Genomic DNA, 21,822 nt, shown 5'->3' on the forward strand with positions numbered 1-21,822 from the left:
ATTACGCCCGGGCCGCGCCGCCGGTGAAGGCTGCGTGCTCGGCGATCAGCTCACCCGAGAGCGCCCTGGCGATGAGCACGCGGGTCTCCTCGACGCCGTAGAGGGCCACGAAGGAGCCGAAGCGCGGCCCCCGCGCCTCGCCGAACAGCACGTTGTACAGGCTCGTGAACCACGCCTGCGACACGCCGGGCCGCCCATCCGGGCTCTTGGCCTTGCCGGACAGGTCCGGGAAGTGCCGACGCCCGACCTCGTAGACCGCCGCCTGCAACGCCTCCGGATCGGTCGAGCCGAGATGCTCGCCGAGCACCGTATGGAGGTCTTCCAGGGCTGTCCGCTCCTCGGGCGTCGGCTCCCGGTAGGTCTTGGCCGGACGGACGAAATCCGAGAAGTACTTGAGGGCGTGGCCGACCAGCCGGTCGAGACCCGGATGGCTCTCCGGCCCGACGGTGGGCGCGTAGCGGCGGATGAAGCCCCACAGCACCGCCGGATCCTCGGTGTTGGCCACGGCCGCGAGGTTCAGGAGCATGGCGAAGGTCAGGCTCGCGCCCTCGACCTTCTCCGGCTCCGGCGGGTTGCCCGCATGGAGATGCCAAACCGGGTTGCCGAGGCGGTTCTTCGGATCCTGCCCCGCATAACGGTCGAGGAAACCGATATATTCATCGACGTGACGCGGGATCACGTCGAAGAACAGGCGCTTGGCCTCGCGCGGCTTGTTGTACATGAACAGCGCCAGCGAATCCGGCGTGCCGTACTTCAGCCATTCATCGATCGTCAGGCCATTGCCCTTCGACTTCGAAATCTTCTGGCCCTTCTCGTCGAGGAACAGCTCGTAGTTGAAGCCCTCCGGCGGCTCGCCGCCGAGCGCCCTGGCGATCTTGCCCGAGAGCTTCACCGAGTCGATCAGGTCCTTGCCGGCCATCTCGTAATCGACGCCGAGCGCCACCCAGCGCATCGCCCAGTCGGGCTTCCATTGCAGCTTGGCATGGCCGCCGGTCACCGGGGTCTCGTAGGCCTCGCCCGTCGCGGGGTCGCGCCAGACGATGGTGCCCTTGTCGGCGCGCACCTCATCGATCGGCACCTGCATCACGTGGCCGGTGACGGGGTGGAGCGGCAGGAAGGGCGAGTAGCTCGCCGAGCGCTCGGCGCGCAGCGACGGGAGCATGATCTCCATCACCGCGTCGTAGCGTTCCATCACGCGCATCAGCGTCGCGTCGAACAGACCCGCGCGATAGCACTCGGTGGCCGAGCGGAATTCGTAACTGAACCCGAACGCATCGAGGAAGCGGCGCAGTTCCGCGTTGTTGTGCGCGCCGAAGCTGTCATGGGTACCGAACGGATCGGGCACCTTGGTCAGTGGCTGGTTGAGATGGGCGGCCAGCAACTCCCGGTTCGGCACGTTGTCCGGCACCTTGCGCAGGCCGTCCATGTCGTCCGAGAAGGCGATCAGCCGGGTGGGCACGCTGTCCCGCGTGAGCACCCGGAAGGCGTGGCGCACCATGGAGGTGCGGGCCACCTCGCCGAAGGTGCCGATATGCGGCAGGCCCGAGGGACCGTAGCCGGTCTCGAACAGCACCTCGTTCTTGCCGAGTTTCTTAACCCGGGCGACGAGCTTGCGCGCCTCCTCGAAGGGCCATGCGGCGGCGCTGGCGGCGGCCTCGATCAGGCCGGGGTCGAGGGTGAGGGCGGGCGGGGCGGCGGCCATGATGTCCGGGTTCGAGAGGATTCGGCAGGGTACGGGAAGACGCTCCCATACCGGGAAACGTGACGCGGCGGAACGCCTTCGGTCGCGGATCAGCCCGAACCCCATTGCCGGAGCGGAGAATTCACCTACGTCAGCCCCGGCCAGAGAAAGCCCCGCGGCCCGCGCCGCGCATTCAAACGGACGGAGACTGCCTGCATGTTCATCCTCAACCGCCGCACCCTCGCCATCGCGGCTCTCGCCCTCACCGCCGCCGCCCCGGCCCATGCGATCGACCTCGAGCGGTCGACCACCGTCGCGGCGCCCCCGGCCAAAGTCTGGCAGACGATCGGCGATTTCTGCGGCATCGGAAATTGGCATCCGGCCGTCGAGAAGTGCACGCCCTCCGAGATGGACGGCAAGAAGGTCCGCCTGCTGAGCCTGAAGGGCGGCGGCGCGATCAAGGAAGAGCAGCTCTCCCGCGACGACAAGGTGATGAGCTACACCTACACCATCCTGGAGAGCCCGCTCCCGGTCTCCGACTACAAGTCCACGCTCTCGGTGGCCCCGGACGGCCAGGGCTCCAAGGTGACCTGGACCGGTAACTTCAACGCCAAGGGCGCCCCGGACAGCGTCGCCAAGGATGCCATCCAGGGCATCTACGATTCCGGCCTGAAGGCGATCGCCGACAAGTCGAAGTAAGCCAAGTCCGGTCGCGGCCCGCCGCTCCGCTTCGGTGGAGCGGGGGGCCGCGCCTCGATTGACCCAAGGCCGCGCCTCGATTGACCCAAGGCCACGCTCGGCTCACAACCCGTTCGCTGCGTCGGCGCATCCCGGCGCGAAGGAATGACAGCCGTGGCCGCGTCCCGTTTCTGCCTCGTCCTGATCGCCGCCGCCGCCCTCGCGGGCTGCCAGTCCTCGGCGAAGGTGCGCGAGCCCGTCGTCCCCGTCGGCGGCCCGCCCGCGCCGCCCGTGCTGCCCACGGGCACCGGCTGCGGCCCCGAGATCGCCCGCACCCGCGCCATCGTCGCCAGCGACGTGGCCACGGAAAATCTCAACAAGGCTGTCGGGGACCGGTTCGACGCGGATCTCGCGCGCGCCGCCGAGACCTGCGCCGCCGGCCGCGAGGGCGAGGCCCGCGGCCAGCTCGCCGCCGCCAAGAGCCGCTACGGCTACCGGTAGGGCTCAGACAGGCGCTTCCCCGTCGCGCCCTCCTCCTGAGGTACTGCGAAGCAACCTCGAAGGAGGGCGAGCAAGGGATGATCGCCGGACGTGGCCGTCAGACCACGAACAGCAGGTTCAGCCCGGCGCGCCTGAATCCCTCCTCGGTGATCTTCAGATCGAGCCCGTAGGAGGCGATGTCGTCGGCCACCGGGTCGAGGGCGGGGGCGCGATGCTGGTGCAGGTGCTTCAGGTAGCTGTGGCAGGACGTACAGGTCTCGACCTGCACGTCCTTCGACACTTCGTCGATCCCGTAGTAGCTGACGCTCTCGCCGTCGCCGCAGGCGGTGCAGCGGATGCGGACGTGGTTCCAGAGCGTGCCGCAGAGCGAACAGCTGAGGTAGCGGGCCTTGTCCGCCGGGGTCCACGAGACGATCACGCTCGCGGTCGGCGCACCGCCGCAGCAGGGGCAGACGCCGTCCGCCACCGGCTTCAGGGCCTTGGCGTCGAGCCGCGCCGCCCGGCGGGCGAGGCAGACCTGCAAAGCCGCCGAGACGAACAGGCACTCGGCCACGCGCTCCACGGGGATCGCTCCCTCGAAGACCTGCACCGCAAGATCGAGGCGGTCTTCCCGCGACGCCGCTTGCAGGGCGGCCTGAGCGGCTCGCGCTTCCTCCGGTGCCGCCGAGAGGTCGAGGGCCTGGAGCAAGCCCTCGAGGGCCTCTTGGAAGCTCGGATCGGCCTCGATCACATGGCGCGACAGCGGCGGCATGCCGTGCTCGACACGCACAGCTCGTCCCGCCTCGTCCGGATCGGTCACGTCCCAGCCGGCTGTGGCGCGGTCGGCCTGGACCACACTCTGCGCGCGGGCGACCTCGGCCACGAGGCGCAGATAGGCTTCCAGCGGGTGGCCCGGCGCCAGGGCGAGCAACCGCTCGGCCCGCGCCTGGAACAGGGATCCCGGCTCCGGCAGGCGCACGAAGGGTACCGAGCCGGAAATGCCGATCTTGTCGGGATCGGGCTTGATCTCGTCGAAGGACTTTTTCTGGGGCGCGGGCACGACGTCATCTTTCGACGCCGTCTCAGACGCCTTGGCGCCGCGCTTGAAGAACCGAACCACGGGTGAAACCTTCTCGTCTCGTGTCCGCGCAAGACAGTTCGTCCGTCATTGCGAGCCTTAACGAAGCAATCCAGGGCGGCGCGACATCGAAGGACGTGGCGCTTCCCTGGATTGCTTCGCTGCGCTCGCAATGACGGCGAGGGGAGGGAAGTCCCTACGACCCCCGCTTGTCGACCGGGCCCTTGCGGACGTTGCCGCCCGCGAGCTGGCGGAACCACTTGCGATGGTGGCGATAGGCCCAGCCCCCGGTGACGGTGCCGCGGACCATGGCCCGGCCGGTGCCGCGCACCCAGATGCCGGCATAGATGTGCACCACGATGATCGCGATGGCGATGACCGCCGCGAGCGAGTGGGCGAGCAGCGCCCAGCGCTGGGTCTCGATGGTGGTGAGGCCACCGAAATAGGTGTTCCAGATCATCAGGCCGGAGACGAGCATCACGGCGATCAGGGCGGTCTGGCCCCAGAACACCATCTTCTGCCCGGCATTGTACTTGCCGAGTTCCGGCAGGCGATCCTCGCGGTTGGTCACGACGTCGCCGATGCGCTTCGACCACTCGACATCGTCCTTATTGGGGATGTTGAGCTTCCAGAAGCGCACGAACAGGAACACGAAGCTCACCGCCAGCGCCACGCCGAACCACGGATGGATGGCACGCGTCGCCTGACCGCCGCCGAACAGGCCCGTGAGCGAGAACAGGTAGGGCGAGAACATCGCCAAGCCCGACAAGGTCAGAAGGGTGAACAGGATCGCGGTGATCCAATGGTTCACCCGCTGCAGGCCGGTATAGCGCGGAACGTAGATGACCTCCGGCGCGCCGCCCTTGTCGAGGTGGAGCGGGCGGGTCTCGCCATCACGGATGTCGCTGGGAGTGGTCATCGGTTTCACCCGGAAATCATGGGTTTCAAAAGGGAACGTCCCTTTTGCGGGGGCAGGGTCGAGCCCTGCGGGATGCCGGAGCGAACCCCGGCATCCCACCCGGTTTCATCAGTGAGGCCGCGCCTCGCCGCTGCCGCGACGGGACTTGGCCATCTCGGCCGCCTCTTCCTCTTCCTCGGGCGCCACTTCGTTCGGACCGGCCGTGACGTAGTGGAAGAAGCCCGCGACCGCCGCGAAGCCCATGGCCGCCAGACCGAACACCTTGGCCCCGCCCTTCCAGAAGGCGACGAGGGGAGAGATCTTCGGATCGTTCGGCAGGCCCGCGTAGAGGCTCGGCTTGTCGTTGTGGTGCAGCACGTACATGACGTGCGTGCCGCCGACGCCGGCCGGATCGTAGAGACCGGCATGCTCGAACCCGCGGGACTTCAGATCCTCCACGCGCGAATGCGCCTGGTCGATCATCGCCTGCTTCGTGCCGAACATGATTGAGCCGGTCGGGCAGGCCTTGGCGCAGGCCGGAGCCTGACCCACCGCCACCCGGTCCGAACACAGGGTGCACTTGTACGCCTTGTGGTCGGTCTGGCTGATGCGCGGGATGTTGAAGGGGCAGCCCTTCACGCAATAGCCGCAGCCGATGCAGTTCTCCTCGATGAAGTCGACGATGCCGTTGGAGTACTGCACGATCGCGCCCGGGGACGGGCACGCCTTGAGGCAGCCCGGCTCCGTGCAGTGCATGCAGCCGTCCTTACGGATCAGCCATTCGAGGTTCTGGGTCTCGGGGTTCTCGTACTCAGTGAACCGCATCAGGGTCCACGACTTCGGCGTGAGGTCGTGGGGGTTCTGATACGTGCCCGTGTTGACGCCCACATCGTCGCGCAGGTCGTTCCACTCCTCGCATGCCGATTGGCAGGCCTTGCAGCCGATGCACTTCGACACGTCGATGAGCTTGGCGACCTCCACCTGGCGGCGGATCTCCGGCGGCGTCTCCGTGGAGGCGGAGCGCTGGCGGATGTCGAGGGAGCTGTAGTCAGCCATGATGCATGCTCCCCCTTACGCGACCGCATCCGAGGGCGGAGTGGTCGGCTCGATATTCACGAGCCAGGCCTTGAACTCCGGCGTCTCGGTGTTGGCATCGCCGACGACGGGTGTCAGCGAGTTCGGGTGCCATCCCTTCTTGGTGTGGCCCATGAAGCCCCAGTGCTGCGGGATACCGACCACGTGGACCGGCTTCCCGTCGCAGATCAGCGGCTTGATGCGCTTGGTGACCACGGCCTTGGCCTTCAGGGAGCCGCGCTTCGACCAGACGCGGACCCAGCCGCCCTTCTCGATGCCCTTCTCCTTGGCAAGCTCTTCCGAGATCTCCACGAAGGCCTCCGGCTGGAGGATCGCGTTGATCCGGGCGTGCTTGGTCCACCCGTGGAAGTGCTCGGTCAGGCGGTAGCTCGTCGCCGCGTAGGGGAATTCCTTCGCGTCGCCGAGATCGGCCAGGTCGTCCTTGAAGATGCGGGCCGCAGGTGCGCCCTTGATCTTCGGGAAGGCGACGTTCTGCACCGGGGACTCGAAGGGCTCGTAGTGCGTCGGGAACGGCCCGTCGCGCATGAGACCGCGGGTCCACAGGCGGGCGACGCCCTCCTGGTTCAGGATGAAGGGGCCGACGCCCTTATCGGGCGCCACGGTCACGCCGTAGTCCGGCACGTCGAAGCCGACCCACTGCTTGCCGTTCCACTCGATGAGCTTCTTCTTCTCCGACCACGGCTTGCCGTCCGCGTCGCAGGAGGCGCGGTTGTAGAGCACGCGGCGGTTGGCCGGCCACGCGAAGGCCCAGTTCGGGGCGATGCCCTTGTCGCCGGGATCGGTGTTGTCCCGGCGGGCCATCATGTTGCCCTTCTCCGTGTAGCAGCCGGAATAGATCCAGCAGCCACAGGCCGTCGAGCCGTCGTCCTTGAGCTGCGCGAAGCCGTCCACCTGCCGCCCGGCCGGGAGCGGCGCCCCGTTCAGGTCGGTGGTCGGGGCGACCGTGTAGCCGTTGAGCTCGCGAGCGAGCTCGGTCGGCGTCGGCGCATCCGGGACCGCGTAGTTCCAGGTCAGGTTGACGATCGGATCGGGGAACGCGCCCCCGTCCTTCTCGTACAGTGCCTTCATGCGGAGATGGATCTCCGCCATGATCTCGATGTCCGAGCGGCACTCGCCCGGCGCGTCCTGCGCCTGCCAGTGCCATTGCAGCCAGCGCGACGAGTTGGAGAGGGAGCCCTCCTCCTCGACGAACAGGGTGGTCGGCAGTTCGAAGACCTCGGTCTGGATCTTGGCCGGGTCCACGGGATTGTACTCGCCGTGGTTTTCCCAGAACCGGGCCGTCTCGGTCTTGAGCGGATCCATCACCACGATGAACTTCATCTTGGAGAAGGCTTCCGTCATCTTCGCACGATTCGGGAACGACAGCAGGGGGTTGAAGCCCTGGATGACGTAGCCCGTCATCTTGCCCTGCTTGGCGAGCTCGAACCCACGCAACACGTCGTAGGTCGGCACGTCGAGCTTGGGCAGGTAGTCGTAGGCCCAGTCGTTCTCCTTCTGAGCCTTGTCGCCCCACATCGCCTTCTGGAACGAGACGAAGAACTTGTTGTAGTTCTGCCAGTAACTCGTCTGTCCCGGACGCAGCGGCTTGAACTGCCGCTTGGCGATGTAGCTCGCGTAGTCGGGCTCCTTCTCCACGGGGATGTTGAGATAGCCGGGGATGAGATTGCTCATCAGCCCGATATCGGTCAGCCCCTGGATGTTGGAGTGGCCGCGGAGCGCATTCATGCCGCCGCCGAGCATGCCGATGTTCCCGAGCAGGGTCTGCACGATGCACATCGAGCGGATGTTCTGCGACCCCTTCGAGTGGTGCGTCCACCCGAGGGCGTAGAGCGAGGTCATCACCCGATCCGGCGACGAGGTCGACGCGATCAGCTCGCAGACCTTGAGGAAGGTCTCCTTAGGCGAACCGCAGATCTTCTCGACCATCTCCGGGGTGTAGAGCGAGACGTGCTTCTTCAGGAGCTGCATCACGCAGCGCGGGTGTTGCATCGTCTCGTCGACCACGGCGTAGCCGTCGGGGCCGATCTCGTAATCCCAGGTGGTCTTGTCGTAGTCGCGCTTGTCCGCGTCGTAGCCGGCGAACAGGCCTTCCTGGAAGTCGTAGCCCTCGCGCACGACGTAGCCGGCGTTCGTGAACGCCTTCACGTAGCGGTGCTGGAGCTTGTCGTTGTCGAGCAGGTACTTCGCCACGCCCGACAGGAACGCGATGTCCGTCCCCTGCCGGATCGGGCAGTAGAGATCGGCCACCGACGCCGTGCGGGTGAAGCGCGGGTCCACGACGATGAGCTTGGCGTTGTTATGCGCCTTCGCCTCGACGACCCACTTGAAGCCGCAGGGGTGAGCTTCGGCGGCATTGCCGCCCATCACAGTGATGACGTCCGCGTGCTTGATGTCCATCCAAAGGTTGGTCATCGCACCGCGTCCGAAGGAGGGCGCCAAACTGGCGACCGACGGACCGTGTCAAACTCTGGCCTGGTTGTCGAAGACCAGGGCCCCCATGCTTCGGACCACCTTGTAGGTCATCCAAGCGGTTTCGTTGGTGGTGGCCGAGGCCCCGAGGAAGCCCGTCGTGGTCCAGCGGTTGACCGTGAGGTCGCCGTTCTTGGCCAGGAAGTTCCGGTCCCGGTCCTCCTTCAGGAGGGTGGAGATCCGGTCCAGGGCGAAGTCCCAGGAGACGCGCTTGAACTCGGAGGTGCCTGGCGCCCGGTAGAGCGGATACTTGGTGCGGGTTTCGGCATGGACGAAGTCCAGCAGGGCCGAACCCTTCGGGCACAGGGTGCCCCGGTTCACCGGATGGTCCGGATCACCTTCGATGTGCATCACCGACGAGCGGGCGTTCTTCGACCGGTCGCCGAGGCTGTAGAGGATGACGCCGCAGGCCACCGAGCAATAGGGGCAGGTGTTGCGGGTCTCGCGCATCTGCGCGAGCTTGAAGGGCCGCACGGCGGCGGCCATGGCGGGTTGCAACCCGCCGAATCCGAGGGCCCCGAGGGATCCTCCTGCAAGTCCGGCACCGACACCCTTCAACAGGCCGCGCCGGGAGACCTGGACTGTCATGTCCGCCCCCCTTCTCCTACACTGGTATAATTCGAACCTGTCCCAGAGAATGGCGCACAAGGCAAGTGCGGTCCGCTGACACGGATCGCGATTCTTTCGGTGCCGCGACCCACGATTTTCATGGTCCCTTAATCCCTTGCCGCAGCGCGACTTTTATGGCTTTGCGGGAACCGCCGGGTTGCTGCCGGAGGGGCTCGGCACCCGGTGCTCCAGGGGGGCTTGCGGCTCCGTGGCGGGCGTACCCGTGGGGTTGGCGGCGGGGACCGGACGGTCCTTGTTTTCCTCGATGGAGCGACCGCCGGGATTGGGCGCGTCCTTCGCGGCGGATTCCTCACGCGGCACGGGGGCCTGGCTCCAGCCGTCCTGGGCGCTGCGGGACTTGTCGCCCATCGCGTCTACGCCCTTGATCTCGCCGGGCTTGGTCTGGGCGAAGGCGGGGCAGGCCGCGAGAATGAAGCAGGCGAGGGCGAGGGGAAGGCGCGGCACGATCAACTCCGGAGGATCTCGAAACGTCCCGGCCAACGTCGCCGAGTCCGGCCAGTTCCGGCCTACTTCGCCACGGGCGAGGAGCGTGGCGCGGTGAGACCCCGTTAACCAAGGAATGCCATCGTTGGGCCTTGAGTACGTCCTGAGTCCCCGCGCGAGACCCGCCGCCATGTCAGAGACGAATGCCGACCGGCCCAAAGGAAAAGCCGAGTCCGGCCAGGGTCTGGATCCGTCAGCCGCGCCGCCGCTCAACGCCACCGTCCGCCGCCATCTCGGGCAGACCCTGCGTGGCCATTACGCCGATACCCTGTCGGCGCCCGTGGACGAGCACTTGGAAGCCTTGCTGGCCAAGCTCGACAAGTCGACCGGCTGAGGCCGCCTCGCAGCTCCCGAATCCTGTCCGCCTACCCCATTTCCCCGTGCGCCAGCGCACATAAGATCGTTCTTTCTTTCAACCCGCCTCGTACGAGACTTTTCATCTGGCTTCAGCCGAAGCCGGAGAAGACCGTGTTTTCTGCCCATCGTGATGAGGCCTGTTTCCTCCTGCATGGTGGGCCTTGGGCCAGTCGAAGGCTCGGAGCGCGCCTCTCGTTCCCTTGACTTCGTTCGATAGAAAGAACGAACTCTCCGTCGTTTCCCGGATTGTGGTCCGGGCTTGGGCCGGAGGGACGGATGCGGATGGTGTGGCTTTCGACGACGCGGACGGGCGCCTTCGCCGGATTCCGCCGGGCCGGCTGCCTCGCCCTGCTCGGTGCCTTCGCGCTCGGCGTCGCAGCCCACCCGGCGCGGGCGCAGACGGCGATCCTCAACGTCTCCTACGATCCGACGCGCGAGCTGTACCGCGAGATCAACGACGCCTTCGCCAAGAGCTGGAAGGCCAAGACCGGTGAGGATCTCACCGTGCGCGCCTCCCATGGCGGCTCGGGGGCCCAGGCCCGGACGGTGATCGACGGGGTCGATGCCGACGTGGTGACGCTGGGCATCCCCTCCGACATCGACGCCATCGCCAAGCTGACGAAGAAGATACCCACCGACTGGCGGACCAAGCTGCCGAACGAGTCGCTGCCGTACACGTCGACGGTGGTGTTCCTCGTGCGCAAGGGCAACCCGAAGGGCGTGAAGGACTGGCCGGACCTCGCCAAGCCCGACGTGAAGGTGATCACCCCGAATCCCAAGACCTCGGCGGGCGGGCGCTGGAACTTCCTTGCCGCCTGGGGCTACGCCTACGGCCAGGACAAGGACACGGCCAAGGCCGAGGAGTTCGTCGGCAAGCTCTACAAGAACGTGCCCGTTCTCGACACGGGCGCGCGCGGCTCCACCGTGACCTTCGCCCAGCGCAAGCTCGGCGACGTGCTGCCCACCTGGGAGAACGAGGCCTACCTCGTGCTGCAGGAATTCGGCGCCGAGAATTTCGACATCGTGGTGCCGCCGACCTCGATCTACGCCGAGCCCCCCGTGGCGCTCGTACCCGGCAATGCCGACCGCAAGGGCACGACCAAGGTCGCGCAGGCCTATCTGGATTACCTCTACACGGACGAGGCGCAGACGATCTTCGCCAAGCACCATTATCGCCCGTTCAAGGCAGAAGCCGCCGCAGGCGCCAAACTGCCGGAGGTGAAGCTGTTCAAGATCGAGGATCTCCAGGGCTCCTGGGACGATATCCAGGCCAAGAACTTCGATTCCGGCGGCCTGTTCGACCGCCTGAGCCGCGCCGGCCGCTAAAACAGCCAAAGAGTTCACCGCGATGGCATCGACCCTCGCCCCCGCCGAGGCGGGGGCTCCCCCCCGCCCGGGCTGGCGCTTCCGCCGCCCGAGCGTGCTGCCCGGCTTCGGCCTGAGCTTCGGCTACACGCTCGCCTGTCTCGGGCTGGTGGTGCTCCTGCCACTCGCGGCCCTGGTGGCGCGCGCCTCCGGGCTCGGCATCGCCGGCATCTGGGACGTGGCGAGCGATCCGCGCGTGGCGAGCGCCTTGAAGCTCAGCTTCGGCGTGTCGCTGCTCTCGGCCTTCGTGGCCTCTTTCTTCGGCTTCATCGTCGCCTGGGTGCTGACCCGCTACGAATTCCCCGGCCGCAAGATCGTCGATGCCGCCGTCGATCTGCCCTTCGCCCTGCCGACCGCCGTGGCAGGCATCGCGCTGGCCTCGCTCTACGCCCCCGACGGGCTGATCGGCGCGCCGCTGGACCGCCTCGGCATCCAGGTCGCCTACACGCCGCTCGGCGTGTTCGTGGCCATGACCTTCGTCGGCCTGCCCTTCGCAGTGCGGACGGTGCAGCCATTGATCGCCGAGATCGACAAGGAGGTCGAGGAGGCTTCCGCGACGCTCGGCGCCACCCGCCGCTCGACCCTGTTCAAGGTGGTTCTGCCGCCGCTGATCCCCGCCGTGCTCACCGGCTTCGCCCTGGCCTTCGCCCGGGGCGTCGGGGAATACGGCTCGGTGATCTTCATCGCGGGCAACCTGCCCTACGTGTCGGAAATCGCGCCCCTGCTGATCGTCATCAAGCTCTCGGAGTTCGATTACGGCGGGGCGGCGGCGATCGCGACGATCATGCTCGGGATCTCGTTCCTGACGCTGCTGGCGATCAACCTGATCCAGTCCTGGTCGCGGAAGCGGTTCGGCTATGTCTGAGATCTTCTCCCCCGTCCGTACGCCGTCGCACCGGCCCGCCCCCGTCGCAGGGGAGGGGGCGGGGGTGCGCGCGCTCCTCATCGGAATCGCGATCACCTTTCTCGCCCTGTTCCTCGTGCTGCCGCTGGCGGCGGTGTTCGTGCAGGCGCTCAGTCACGGCGTCTCGGCCTATCTCGCGGCCTTCCGCGAGCCGGACGCCCTCTCGGCCATCCGCCTGACCCTGACCGTGGCGGCCATCGCCGTGCCGTTCAACCTCGTCTTCGGTGTCGCCGCCTCCTGGGCGATCGCCAAGTTCGAGTTCTCCGGCAAGGCATTCCTGATCACCCTGATCGACCTGCCTTTCTCGGTCTCACCGGTCGTCTCGGGGCTGATCTACGTGCTGCTCTTCGGCAGCCAGGGCCTGTTCGGCGGGTGGCTGCAGGCGCACAACATCCAGATCCTGTTCGCGCTGCCGGGCATCGTGCTGGCGACGATCTTCGTCACCTTCCCCTTCGTCGCCCGAGAGCTGATCCCGCTGATGCAGGAGCAGGGCTCGTCCGAGGAGGAGGCGGCCCTGACGCTCGGCGCCTCGGGCTGGCATGCGTTCCGCACGGTGACGCTGCCCAACATCCGCTGGGGCCTGCTCTACAGCGTCCTTCTCTGCAATGCCCGCGCGATGGGTGAGTTCGGCGCGGTCTCGGTCGTCTCCGGCCATATCCGGGGGCTGACGAACACCATGCCTCTCCACGTGGAGATCCTCTACAATGAGTATAACTTCGTCGCCGCTTTCAGTGTCGCTTCGCTCCTCGCAGCCCTCGCCCTTGTCACACTCGTCGTCAAATCCGTCCTGGAATGGCGCTACGCCGGCGAGCTCGCCGCGGGCCGGAAGCACTGAGCGCGCCTCCACGGCGATCCGTGTCGAGAACGTCTCGAAGACCTTCGACACGGCCGCCGTGCTGCACGACCTCAGCCTCGACGTGCGGGCGGGCGAGTTGCTCGGCCTGCTCGGCCCCTCGGGCTCGGGCAAGACGACGCTCCTGCGCATCATCGCCGGGCTCGACGCGCCGGATCGCGGGCGCATCCTGTTCGGGGGCGACGATGCGACCGATCTCGCCGTGCAGGAGCGGGCCGTCGGCTTCGTGTTCCAGCATTATGCCCTGTTCAAGCACATGAGCGTGGCCGACAACATCGCCTACGGCCTGAACGCCCGCCGCCGGGCGGACCGCCCGGCCAAGGCCGAGATCAAGCGCCGGGTCGGCGATCTGCTCGACCTGATCCGCCTCTCGGGCTTCGGCGACCGCTACCCGTCGCAGCTCTCCGGCGGCCAGCGGCAGCGCGTGGCGCTCGCCCGGGCCCTGGCCGTGGAGCCCCGCGTCCTTCTGCTGGACGAGCCCTTCGGCGCGCTGGACGCCCAGGTCCGCAAGGATCTGCGCCGCTGGCTGCGTGAGATCCACGACCGCACCGGCCAGACCACGATCTTCGTGACCCACGACCAGGACGAGGCGCTGGAACTGTCCGACCGGGTCGCCGTCCTCGACAAGGGCCGTCTGGAGCAGGTCGGCACCCCGGACGAGGTGCAGGAGAACCCGGTCTCCGCCACGGTGCTGAAGTTCCTCGGCGATTCCGTCGAGGTCGAGGCGCTCGCGGAGGGCGGGCGCGTCCTCGTCCGCGGCCGGGAGACCCCGGTCACGGCTCCGGCCGGAATCATCGGCCCGGTGAAGCTCTATGTGCGCCCGTGGCAGCTCCAGCTCGTGGAGCTGGAGGCCGCCCATCTCTCGGGCACGGTTCGCTCCTCCTATCGCAGTCAGGGCCGTCAGCGCATTGAGGTCGAGGAGGCCGGCGGCCAGATCCTCGCCGTGGAGGATTTCGACGGCATCCGCTACGCCGCCGGGCATCCCGTGGGCTTGCGGATCAATGGGGGTTACGTGTTCGGGTGAGGGTTCGACCTTACCCCTCCGCGGGGGGATCGATCCGGTCCCTGAACAGGCGAATGCAGGGTGCGAGGGTTTGCGCGAGCCGTCGCGCGGCCTCGATCGAGGGGGCTGCACGCTCCGGCAGGAAGTTGTCGTAGTCGTGTGCCGCACGATGGCGGAAACGTCGCGCCTCGTCGGCATCCGCAGCCACCTCGGGCGTGAGGATCGCGGGCCTGCTCCGGTCGGGCAGATCGACCGGACGAGATGCCCGGCGGATGAGATCTGCATGGGAGTTCGGGCCGGTCGGTCCATCCTCGCCGAGGATATCGAGGATACGGTGAAGCCCGCCTTCGAGGGAGGTGTAACCGGCCTGCATCGCGTGCTGGAGGCCCATCCGCGCCCTGTAGCCGTCGAGATCGGGCTCGTCGAACCCCCCGGCATCGTAGAGACGAGCCGCATTGCGGAAATGGCGGATCGCCGCCCCGAGGTCGTCCTCGATATCGAGCCAGCGCGCGTCGGTCACGGCAGACGCAACCCGTCGGCCTCGACGCGGGCAACGAAGGCAGGCTTCGTCGTGGCCCGCTCGAAGACATCCACCGCCAAACCGTGTTCGGCCGAGAGGTCTTCGAGGAACTCCCAGGCTGCCCGGCGTCCGGCGGGGGGGAAATCGATCATGATGTCCAGATCGCTGTCGTGACTCATGCGCCCCGTCACGAAGGAGCCGAACACCCAGAAGCCCCCCCCTTCGCGATCGGCATAGGCGCGCATCCGTGCCACCATCGCCTCGGCGGCCCGGATGCGACGAGCTTGCTCGGCCGCCTTGCGCGCAGGGAGAGTGATGAGGCTTGGATCGGTCGTCATGGTGGAGTCGATCGGGCTGACGCCCTTATACCCTCATCCTGACCGAATCGCGACGTCCCCCCATCGGAGCCCCAACCCGTGTCCCACGTTTATCCCGACATCCTTTCCGCGATCGGGAACACGCCGCTGATCCGCCTGCGCCGGGCTTCCGAGGAGACCGGCTGCGAGATCCTGGGCAAGGCGGAGTTCCTCAATCCCGGTCTATCGGTGAAGGACCGGGCAGCGCTCTCCATCGTGCGGGACGCCGAGGCGCGCGGGCTGATCCGGCCCGGCGGCACCATCGTGGAGGGCACGGCGGGCAATACCGGGATCGGGCTCGCCCTGGTGGCCTCGGTGCGCGGCTACCGCACGGTGATCGTCATCCCCGAGACCCAATCCGAAGAAAAGAAGCAGACCCTGCGGCTGGCGGGCGCCCGCCTCGTGGAAGTGCCTGCCGTGCCCTTCGCCAACCCGAACAACTACGTCCACGTCGCCCGCCGCCTCGCGGAGGCGCTGGCGGAGCGGGACGAGGCGGGGGCCTTCTTCGCCGACCAGTTCGACAACGCGGCCAACCGCCGGGCCCATATCGACGGCACCGGACCGGAGATCTGGGAGCAGACCGGCGGCGGCGTCGATGGTTTCGTCTGCGCCGCCGGGACCGGGGGGACATTGGCCGGGGTCGCGCAGGCCCTGCGCGCCCGCAAACCCGGCATGACGATCGCCCTGTCGGACCCCGAGGGCTCGGCGCTGTATGCGGGCTTCACCACCGGGGCCTTCAAGGCCGAAGGCTCGTCGATCACCGAGGGGATCGGTCAGGGCCGGATCACCGGCAACCTCGACGGATTCCGGCCGGACCTGTCCTTCCGCATCCCCGACACCGAGGCGCTGGAGATCGTCTTCGGGCTGATGCGCGAAGAGGGCCTGTCGCTCGGCGGGTCGTCGGGCATCAACGTTGCGGGTGCGATCCGCCTCGCCCGCGCACTCGGGCCGGGCCACACCATCGTGACGATCCTCTGCGACGGGGCGGCGCGTTACGCCTCGAAGCTGTTCAATCCGGCCTTCCTGACGGAGCGCGGCCTCCCCGTTCCGGGCTGGCTGAACGCCCCCGCACCGCCCTTGCCGGACTGGCACGCGTGAGGTCGGTCGGCTCATCCGGGAGCCGACTCACAAAAAACTGCGCAACGGCCTGAACGGAACGAATTGCCGCGGCGTTTGGACGGTCACGCTCGCCAACCGCGACCGTTCGGAGACCGCGATCATGTCCCTCGTTACCATTCTCCTCATCATCCTGATCATCCTCGCCTTCGGCGGCGGCGGCTTTCTCGGCGGCGGCGCTTATCGCGGACCGGGCTTCGGTCTCGGCGGCATCCTGCTCATCGTGCTGATCGTCCTGCTCGTGACCGGTCGCCTCTGACCTGAAATCCGGGCCTCACTGGCAAGTGAGGCCCGTCACGGCGGGCCAAGCCTCGGCGGCGCCCGCCGTCGCCGCCCCGGCAAGGGCGATGCCCTGGCTCGCCAGGAAGGCCGAGACCCGCCCCACCGGGACCACCGGCAGGCTCATCGGCGGAGCGATCCCCGCCACGAGGCGCGGCGCGTTGGGATAGGCCCCGACGAGCCCGGCCCAATGGCCCTGGCCGTCGAAGAGGGGCGCCCCGGCGGAGCCCGGCTGAAGCGGCGCCGTCACCCGCTCCCGCGTCACCGTCCCCGGCACGGCGGATACGCCCTGCGCCCCCGCCGCGAGGGCGACGACGGCTCCCTCCGCGAGCCCGCCCGCGAGGATGAGCGGCGCGGGCCGTGCGCCCGCGACAGCCACCAGCGCGAGGCCCGACGGATCGCGCGCGATGACCCCGGCACAGCCCTCCGGCACGACGGCCAGCACCCTGCCCGGGGCCACGGCGAGGCCGGTGGCCGCGATCGGCACGGCCGCGGCGGGGAGGGAAGATGGAGCCTGTGGCGCAGGCTTGAGTTGAACAGGCTTGGAGGGGACGGCGGCTGCGGACGCCGCCGCCGGGAACGGATCGAAGGCATTCGCCATCGCGATCACGAGGCGTCCGACCTCGCCGGACAAAGCCTTGTCGTAGCCGATCAGCAAGCCGCGAACGCCCTGAGGGCCGGTCGCGTAGCGGGTGTAGGACGAACCGGTCGCGGTCTCGGCCGTGACGACGAAGAAATCCGGCTTCTGCAGGCGGTAGGTCACCCGGCGCCCGTTGATCGGGGCGGTGGCTCGCTCGAACAGCCCCTCCAGGGTTTCGGAGTCCGGCGGATAGGCACGGGTCTCCAGGGTCACCCTGCCATCCGCGCTCTGCCAGCGGGTCCCGGAGGGGAGGGCGGTGCGGCGGGTGAGCAGTGCCTCGGGCACGCCGACCGTCACACCACTCACGGGATCGGCCTCGATGCGGAAGCGCGCGGCCTTGCGGGCCGTCTCGCCCGCTTGGCGGATCGCCGCCCTGGCCTCGGCGCTCGCGGGATCGGCGAGACGGGTGCGGGCTGCGAAGGCCTGGACCGCCTCGAAGGTGCGGCGGCCGAAGCTGCCGGAGACGACGCCGTTGAAATCTCCCGTCCAGACCAGCGCATCCTGCAGCGCCTTTCGCTCGGCCTCGGGCAGGGGCTCGAAGGCGGAGCGGGCGGCCTCGAAGACCGGGTCGGCGGCTTTGGGAGCGGCGGGGCTCGGCGGAGCGAGCTTGCCCTGGGAGAAGGCGGCCCCGCCCTGTCCCAGCAGGGCCAGGACCACCGCCCCTCCGATGCGCCCGATGCCCCGCACGCTGCTCTCCCCGGTCGGCGATCCGAATCCGGAGGACAGGGTGGCAGAGCCTCCGCCGCCGCGCCAGGGCTCGAGCGCCCTCCGTCGACGTGGATGCCAATTCGGCGCGAGAGGCGGGTTGGAACGAGACCTGGAGCCCCCGGCCTGATGCCATCAGGCCGGGGGCTCGCCGTGAACTAGTCCTCGTCGTCGTCCTCGTCCTGGTGACGGCCCTTGAGCTTGGCGAAGACCGAATCCGCGTCGAGCTTTTCATCCCGGCCGCCGCGATGCTCGTCTTCGTCGTGCTCCGGCTCGCGCTGGGTCGAGACCTCGGTGGGCAGGAGCGAGGCGCCGCCCTCGGCAGCCAGGGCCGCCGGACGGTCCGCCGCCGCCTTCTGAACCTCGAAATCGAGGTTGATCTGAGTGGTGAGGCCGAGCGTCACCGGATCGAGCGGCTGAAGCGAGCCCGAGTTCCAGTGGGTGCGCTCGCGGATCTGCTGGATCGTCGACTTCGTCGTGCCGACGAGGCGAATGATCTGCGAGTCCTTCAGCTCCGGATGGTTGCGCAGCAGCCAGAGGATGGCGTTCGGCCGGTCCTGGCGGCGGGACAGGGGGGTGTAGCGCGGACCCTTGGTGGTGCGCTTCACCTCCGGCAGCTTCACCTTCGAGACGGCGGCCTTGAGCCGGTAGTGCGGCGCCTTCTGCGCCTTCTCGATCTCGTCGCGGGTGAGCTGGTTGGTGGTGATCGGATCGAGGCCCTTGATGCCCGCCGCGACCTCGCCATCGGCGATGCCCTTCACCTCCAACGGGTGCAGCTTGCAGAACTCGGCAATCTGCTCGAACGACAGGGAGGTGTTTTCGACCAGCCAAACGGCGGTCGCCTTGGGCATCAGCGGACCCTGGGACATCTCTTCACGCGGCTCCAACAGGCGAAAGCGGGTCGGGCCGGGCATCGGTCCGCGGGCTCCGGATGGACATCCCGGAGAAGACCCGTCTCACGCTGGCAATGGGGGATGGCGGCATTATAGGCGGCGGTCCCCGGAGGCGCAATCGGGCACTGGATCCTCAGCGGGCCGATCGAGGGGTGCCGAACGGCCAAACGGCTCTAGCCCAGGAACTCCGCCACGATCCGGGAGAATTCCGGCGTGCGCAGGTAGCCGTAGGACTTATGGGTGTTCTCGTGGCCGTCAGGCGCGCGGTAGGCGTTGATCACCGGCACGTCGCGGATCCTCGTCCCGGACGCGTTCGGGGCGAAGGTATCGGCCAGATCCTCGCCCACCGTGGCGATGTCGTTCCGGTCCATCAGGTTGGTCCAGGCGGAGAGGCTGTCGGGCACGCGCAGGTCGCCGTGCTCGGACGCCAGCCGCATGCGGATCTCCGCGAGCCCGAAGGGCGATCCGAGGGTAACGAGGTGGACCGGCCCCGGCACGGAGCCGTCGCGCTCGGCGAGCCGCAGAACGTCGTAGGCGATCAGGCCGCCCATGGAATGGGCCGCGAGCAGGATCGAGGTGCCGCGATGCGGCTGGAGCGCGTCCCGCAGGCGATCACGCGCCGCGAGCCGGAAGGCCGGATCGTCGTGATAGCCCCACAGGTCGTCCAGGCGATATTCGAGAATCGTGTCGTCGAGGGGCGTCCGGCCCCACGCTTCCTCCAACCGGGACAGGCCACGATAGAGACGGTCGGTCAGGGTCGGCTTGCGCCGCTCCGGCTCGCCGGACGGCGAGGGGAACGGCCCCAGCCCGTCATCGGGACGATAGGGCTCGCGATTGTCCCCATCACGCAGGGGTTCGGGGTAGCGCAGGTCAGCCCAGTAGACGAAATCGAGGGAGACCGGGTCGTCCCGGCCGAGGTTGCGGGCCAGGCCTTCGCGAATCGCATCAGCCCACCAGCCCGCCTTCTCCTCGCGGGGAGGCTTGTTGGCGAGCCCGTGAATTCCGACGATGCGCTTGGGAATTGCCGCCTCCCGCGGCTTGGCCGCCGGGGGAGAAAAATAGATCAGTTTGCCGCAGGCAGAACTGCGACAAAAATCCCAACGGTCAGTCGAACAGGGTCGAGACGCTCGCCTCGGTCGCAGTGCGCCCGATGGCCTCGCCGAGCAGCGGCGCGATCGACATCACCCGGATGTTGCGAGCCAGCTTCACCGCCTGGGTCGGCTGGATCGAATCGGTGATCACCAGTTCCTTCATCCGCGAGGCGGCGATGCGCGAGACCGCGCCGCCGGAGAGCACCCCGTGGGTGATGTAGGCCGAGACATCCTTGGCCCCCGCATTGAGCAGGGCTTCGGCCGCGTTCACCAGGGTGCCGCCGGAATCCACGATGTCGTCCACGAGGATGCAGGACCGGCCGCGCACGTCGCCGATGATGTTCATCACCTCGGATTCGCCCGGCCGCTCGCGGCGCTTGTCCACGATGGCCAGCGGCGCATCGATGCGCTTGGCGACCACGCGGGCGCGCACCACGCCGCCGACATCCGGCGAGACCACCATCAGGTCCTCGGAGGGCATCCGCTCCTTGATGTCGCGCACCATCACCGGCGCGGCGAAGAGGTTGTCGGTGGGGATGTCGAAGAAGCCCTGGATCTGGCCCGCATGCAGGTCGAGGGTCAGGACGCGGTCGGCACCCGCCTCGGTGATGAGGTTGGCGACAAGCTTGGCCGAGATCGGGGTGCGGCCGGAGGTGCGCCGGTCCTGCCGGGCATAGCCGAAATAGGGGATCACCGCCGTGATGCGCCGCGCCGACGACCGGCGCGCGGCGTCGATCATGATCAGCAATTCCATGAGATGGTCGTTCGCGGGGAACGAGGTCGATTGGACGATGAACACGTCCTCGCCGCGGACGTTCTCCTGCAGCTCGACGAAGATCTCCATGTCGGCGAAGCGCCGGACCATGCATTTGGCCAGCGGCAATTCGAGATAGGCGGCAATGGCCTCGGCCAAGGGCCGGCTCGCGTTGCCGGCGACGATCTTGATCGAGGAACTCATGCTGTCCCGCCCGTACGCGGCCCGCGCACACTGCACGGCCGCGGCTTCCGCCCCGCGGGTGCCGGGGCAGATCCATGACGGCCGAGGCTCATATCAGCGAGGCTCAACTGTCACAATGCCTGCTTGGCACCTTCGCACACTCGCCTTGACGCGAAGGCTACCCAACGGAGCTACGCGTCCGAGGCGTGGCCTCAAGCCGGCACCGGCTCCAGAAGCCGGTGCAGATGCACCACGAAATAGCGGGTCTGCGCGCTGTCGACCGTCGCCTGCGCCTTGGCGCGCCACGCCGCCTGGGCGGAGGCGTAATCCGGGTAGATGCCGACGATGTCGAGGCCCTTGACGTCGCGGAAGCGGACGCCGTCGAGATTCTCGAGCTCGCCGCCGAAGACGAGATGGAGCCGCTGATCGCTCTCGATGGTCGTGGCCATGGTCACTCCTGTCGCGGGCCCCGGCCCGAGGCCGATTCGCAGGTGTTCCGGGGGCCGTTCCCAGGACGTGCGGTCGCATCCGGCGCTGGGAGCGTCAAGCCTTGCAGGACATCCGCCACCGCACGGGGGGCATGCGGACGGGCCTGGGCGTGATAGGATCGCCGCCATGAGCCGTCCGTCTCCGCTCTTTTTTCTCCTCGTCGCGGGCCTGATCCCGGTCCTGCCCGCCTCCGGCCAGCCGGTACCGAAGCTGAAGCCCGCCGAGAAGGCGCAGGCCGAGAAAGCGGCCAAGGCCCCGGCTGCGCCGGTCATCGCCTGCCCCTCGGTCGCCAATTACCGGATGCTGATGCAAAGCGGCCCGGCCGCCGCCGCCGCGACCCTGAACGACCCGAAGGCCGACCATCTCGGCTGCGCCGCCCTGCCGCGCAACAGGATCGGCTCCGTCGTCGATCGCGTAACGCTGGCCGGCCGCGCCTACGATTGCGCGGCGGTCAAGGACACGACCGTTTGCCATTGGATGGATGCGGGCGCACTGCCGGGCGGAGGAGCCGAAGGCTGGCGCTAAGCGTTTTCTTCCGCTGAACCGGCATCCACGTCGGCGGAAAACCCTTTGTCGGCGGAAGACCCTTTCGCAAGAAAGGGAAGTGGCGGAAGCGGATGGGAATCGAACCCACCGTACGCTGTTGGCGTACCGCTGGTTTTGAAGACCAGGAGGGCCACCAGACCCCGTTCGCCTCCGCCGACCGGCCTATTCGCGGCAAAGGGCAGGGTCAAGGATCCACGACCCGGAGGCGTCAGTGGGACGCAGGCGACCGGAATGCCCCTTGAGAGACGGCGAGGGCGCTATCGCGCGCGCCCCAAT

At 68.1% G+C, this 21,822-nt stretch carries 23 protein-coding genes and 1 tRNA gene; 10 read left to right on the forward strand and 14 right to left on the reverse strand.

Annotated features, from left to right (window positions below; genetic code table 11):
• Position 1: 1 nt before the first annotated feature.
• Entirely contained in the window at positions 2-1,702 is a 1,701-nt protein-coding gene (locus J4O73_RS14250) for a lysine--tRNA ligase (protein ID WP_426218286.1), read from the reverse strand.
• Positions 1,703-1,897: 195 nt separating this feature from the next.
• On the opposite strand from J4O73_RS14250, the gene J4O73_RS14255 reads away from it, so the two are divergent.
• Both J4O73_RS14255 and J4O73_RS14260 read left to right on the forward strand, forming a co-directional pair.
• Complete coding sequence (locus J4O73_RS14255; RefSeq protein WP_426218287.1) at positions 1,898-2,380, forward strand: SRPBCC family protein; 483 nt, start codon at positions 1,898-1,900, stop codon at positions 2,378-2,380.
• Between the two features lie 144 nt (positions 2,381-2,524).
• Positions 2,525-2,860 (forward strand): hypothetical protein, encoded by a 336-nt coding sequence (locus J4O73_RS14260; RefSeq protein ID WP_426218289.1) that lies wholly within the window; start codon positions 2,525-2,527, stop codon positions 2,858-2,860.
• Between the two features lie 97 nt (positions 2,861-2,957).
• On the opposite strand, the gene fdhE is transcribed toward J4O73_RS14260, so the two are convergent.
• The 5 genes from fdhE to J4O73_RS14285 all read right to left on the reverse strand — a co-directional run bounded on the left by fdhE (position 2,958) and on the right by J4O73_RS14285 (position 9,453).
• On the reverse strand, positions 2,958-3,899 hold the full coding sequence (fdhE, locus tag J4O73_RS14265; protein ID WP_426218291.1) for a formate dehydrogenase accessory protein FdhE: 942 nt from the start codon (positions 3,897-3,899) through the stop codon (positions 2,958-2,960).
• A gap of 214 nt (positions 3,900-4,113) precedes the next feature.
• Positions 4,114-4,836: a formate dehydrogenase subunit gamma gene (locus J4O73_RS14270; RefSeq protein WP_426218293.1), complete on the reverse strand. Its 723-nt coding sequence runs from the start codon at positions 4,834-4,836 to the stop codon at positions 4,114-4,116.
• Between the two features lie 108 nt (positions 4,837-4,944).
• Positions 4,945-5,871: a formate dehydrogenase subunit beta gene (fdxH, locus tag J4O73_RS14275; protein WP_426218295.1), complete on the reverse strand. Its 927-nt coding sequence runs from the start codon at positions 5,869-5,871 to the stop codon at positions 4,945-4,947.
• 15 nt (positions 5,872-5,886) lie between these two features.
• Positions 5,887-8,967 (reverse strand): formate dehydrogenase-N subunit alpha, encoded by a 3,081-nt coding sequence (fdnG, locus tag J4O73_RS14280; protein WP_426218297.1) that lies wholly within the window; start codon positions 8,965-8,967, stop codon positions 5,887-5,889.
• Between the two features lie 153 nt (positions 8,968-9,120).
• The gene (locus J4O73_RS14285; RefSeq protein ID WP_426218299.1) at positions 9,121-9,453 is read right to left on the reverse strand and encodes a hypothetical protein; all 333 of its coding nucleotides are present in this window, start codon (positions 9,451-9,453) and stop codon (positions 9,121-9,123) included.
• A gap of 169 nt (positions 9,454-9,622) precedes the next feature.
• Between J4O73_RS14285 and J4O73_RS14290 the strand changes: the two genes are divergently transcribed.
• The 5 genes from J4O73_RS14290 to J4O73_RS14310 all read left to right on the forward strand — a co-directional run bounded on the left by J4O73_RS14290 (position 9,623) and on the right by J4O73_RS14310 (position 13,995).
• Positions 9,623-9,826, forward strand: coding sequence for a hypothetical protein (locus J4O73_RS14290; protein WP_426218301.1), 204 nt, complete (start codon positions 9,623-9,625; stop codon positions 9,824-9,826).
• A gap of 299 nt (positions 9,827-10,125) precedes the next feature.
• Entirely contained in the window at positions 10,126-11,175 is a 1,050-nt protein-coding gene (locus J4O73_RS14295) for a sulfate ABC transporter substrate-binding protein (RefSeq protein WP_426218303.1), read from the forward strand.
• 22 nt (positions 11,176-11,197) lie between these two features.
• Positions 11,198-12,079, forward strand: coding sequence for a sulfate ABC transporter permease subunit CysT (gene cysT, locus J4O73_RS14300; RefSeq protein WP_426218305.1), 882 nt, complete (start codon positions 11,198-11,200; stop codon positions 12,077-12,079).
• Entirely contained in the window at positions 12,072-12,953 is an 882-nt protein-coding gene (cysW, locus tag J4O73_RS14305) for a sulfate ABC transporter permease subunit CysW (protein ID WP_426218307.1), read from the forward strand. The genes cysT and cysW overlap by 8 nt, the downstream gene beginning before the upstream one ends.
• A gap of 58 nt (positions 12,954-13,011) precedes the next feature.
• Entirely contained in the window at positions 13,012-13,995 is a 984-nt protein-coding gene (locus J4O73_RS14310) for a sulfate/molybdate ABC transporter ATP-binding protein (RefSeq protein ID WP_426218309.1), read from the forward strand.
• A gap of 10 nt (positions 13,996-14,005) precedes the next feature.
• Here the strand turns inward: J4O73_RS14310 and J4O73_RS14315 are convergent, their stop codons facing one another.
• Both J4O73_RS14315 and J4O73_RS14320 read right to left on the reverse strand, forming a co-directional pair.
• Positions 14,006-14,494, reverse strand: coding sequence for a hypothetical protein (locus J4O73_RS14315; protein WP_426218310.1), 489 nt, complete (start codon positions 14,492-14,494; stop codon positions 14,006-14,008).
• On the reverse strand, positions 14,491-14,832 hold the full coding sequence (locus J4O73_RS14320) for a nucleotidyltransferase family protein (protein ID WP_426218312.1): 342 nt from the start codon (positions 14,830-14,832) through the stop codon (positions 14,491-14,493). The genes J4O73_RS14315 and J4O73_RS14320 overlap by 4 nt, the downstream gene beginning before the upstream one ends.
• Positions 14,833-14,910: 78 nt before the next feature.
• On the opposite strand from J4O73_RS14320, the gene J4O73_RS14325 reads away from it, so the two are divergent.
• Both J4O73_RS14325 and J4O73_RS14330 read left to right on the forward strand, forming a co-directional pair.
• A complete protein-coding gene (locus J4O73_RS14325; protein ID WP_426218313.1) occupies positions 14,911-15,948 on the forward strand; it encodes a cysteine synthase A in 1,038 nt (345 codons plus the stop codon).
• A 121-nt stretch (positions 15,949-16,069) separates the two neighbouring features.
• The gene (locus J4O73_RS14330) at positions 16,070-16,225 is read left to right on the forward strand and encodes a hypothetical protein (RefSeq protein ID WP_007563230.1); all 156 of its coding nucleotides are present in this window, start codon (positions 16,070-16,072) and stop codon (positions 16,223-16,225) included.
• A 15-nt stretch (positions 16,226-16,240) separates the two neighbouring features.
• Here the strand turns inward: J4O73_RS14330 and J4O73_RS14335 are convergent, their stop codons facing one another.
• From J4O73_RS14335 to J4O73_RS14355, 5 genes are all read right to left on the reverse strand, one after another.
• A complete protein-coding gene (locus tag J4O73_RS14335) occupies positions 16,241-17,572 on the reverse strand; it encodes a serine protease (RefSeq protein WP_426218316.1) in 1,332 nt (443 codons plus the stop codon).
• A gap of 176 nt (positions 17,573-17,748) precedes the next feature.
• Positions 17,749-18,459, reverse strand: a complete 711-nt coding sequence (locus J4O73_RS14340) for a DUF1013 domain-containing protein (RefSeq protein ID WP_426218389.1) — start codon at positions 18,457-18,459, stop codon at positions 17,749-17,751.
• A 197-nt stretch (positions 18,460-18,656) separates the two neighbouring features.
• Positions 18,657-19,205: a hypothetical protein gene (locus J4O73_RS14345; protein WP_426218318.1), complete on the reverse strand. Its 549-nt coding sequence runs from the start codon at positions 19,203-19,205 to the stop codon at positions 18,657-18,659.
• A gap of 382 nt (positions 19,206-19,587) precedes the next feature.
• Positions 19,588-20,532: a ribose-phosphate pyrophosphokinase gene (locus J4O73_RS14350; protein WP_378972729.1), complete on the reverse strand. Its 945-nt coding sequence runs from the start codon at positions 20,530-20,532 to the stop codon at positions 19,588-19,590.
• A gap of 191 nt (positions 20,533-20,723) precedes the next feature.
• Positions 20,724-20,960: a DUF4170 domain-containing protein gene (locus J4O73_RS14355; protein ID WP_378972731.1), complete on the reverse strand. Its 237-nt coding sequence runs from the start codon at positions 20,958-20,960 to the stop codon at positions 20,724-20,726.
• 166 nt (positions 20,961-21,126) lie between these two features.
• On the opposite strand from J4O73_RS14355, the gene J4O73_RS14360 reads away from it, so the two are divergent.
• Entirely contained in the window at positions 21,127-21,525 is a 399-nt protein-coding gene (locus J4O73_RS14360; RefSeq protein ID WP_426218321.1) for a hypothetical protein, read from the forward strand.
• Between the two features lie 80 nt (positions 21,526-21,605).
• On the opposite strand, the gene J4O73_RS14365 is transcribed toward J4O73_RS14360, so the two are convergent.
• Positions 21,606-21,698 (reverse strand) — tRNA-Sec (locus J4O73_RS14365).
• Positions 21,699-21,822: the final 124 nt, after the last annotated feature.

Origin of the sequence: Methylobacterium sp. NFXW15 (assembly GCF_049887755.1) — a bacterium.
In the GTDB taxonomy this organism is placed as follows: Bacteria; Pseudomonadota; Alphaproteobacteria; order Rhizobiales; family Beijerinckiaceae; genus Methylobacterium.

What these genes read in the sequence shown, in the direction of transcription:
- J4O73_RS14270 (WP_426218293.1), bottom strand. Translation starts at nt 4,836, where the DNA reads ATGACCACTCCCAGCGACATCCGTGATGGCGAGACCCGCCCGCTCCAC.
- J4O73_RS14250 (WP_426218286.1), bottom strand. Translation starts at nt 1,702, where the DNA reads ATGGCCGCCGCCCCGCCCGCCCTCACCCTCGACCCCGGCCTGATCGAG.
- J4O73_RS14290 (WP_426218301.1), top strand. Translation starts at nt 9,623, where the DNA reads ATGTCAGAGACGAATGCCGACCGGCCCAAAGGAAAAGCCGAGTCCGGC.
- J4O73_RS14340 (WP_426218389.1), bottom strand. Translation starts at nt 18,459, where the DNA reads ATGTCCCAGGGTCCGCTGATGCCCAAGGCGACCGCCGTTTGGCTGGTC.
- J4O73_RS14360 (WP_426218321.1), top strand. Translation starts at nt 21,127, where the DNA reads ATGAGCCGTCCGTCTCCGCTCTTTTTTCTCCTCGTCGCGGGCCTGATC.
- J4O73_RS14320 (WP_426218312.1), bottom strand. Translation starts at nt 14,832, where the DNA reads ATGACGACCGATCCAAGCCTCATCACTCTCCCTGCGCGCAAGGCGGCC.
- J4O73_RS14260 (WP_426218289.1), top strand. Translation starts at nt 2,525, where the DNA reads ATGACAGCCGTGGCCGCGTCCCGTTTCTGCCTCGTCCTGATCGCCGCC.
- J4O73_RS14350 (WP_378972729.1), bottom strand. Translation starts at nt 20,532, where the DNA reads ATGAGTTCCTCGATCAAGATCGTCGCCGGCAACGCGAGCCGGCCCTTG.
- J4O73_RS14355 (WP_378972731.1), bottom strand. Translation starts at nt 20,960, where the DNA reads ATGGCCACGACCATCGAGAGCGATCAGCGGCTCCATCTCGTCTTCGGC.
- J4O73_RS14330 (WP_007563230.1), top strand. Translation starts at nt 16,070, where the DNA reads ATGTCCCTCGTTACCATTCTCCTCATCATCCTGATCATCCTCGCCTTC.
- cysT (WP_426218305.1), top strand. Translation starts at nt 11,198, where the DNA reads ATGGCATCGACCCTCGCCCCCGCCGAGGCGGGGGCTCCCCCCCGCCCG.
- cysW (WP_426218307.1), top strand. Translation starts at nt 12,072, where the DNA reads ATGTCTGAGATCTTCTCCCCCGTCCGTACGCCGTCGCACCGGCCCGCC.
- J4O73_RS14295 (WP_426218303.1), top strand. Translation starts at nt 10,126, where the DNA reads ATGCGGATGGTGTGGCTTTCGACGACGCGGACGGGCGCCTTCGCCGGA.
- J4O73_RS14255 (WP_426218287.1), top strand. Translation starts at nt 1,898, where the DNA reads ATGTTCATCCTCAACCGCCGCACCCTCGCCATCGCGGCTCTCGCCCTC.
- fdxH (WP_426218295.1), bottom strand. Translation starts at nt 5,871, where the DNA reads ATGGCTGACTACAGCTCCCTCGACATCCGCCAGCGCTCCGCCTCCACG.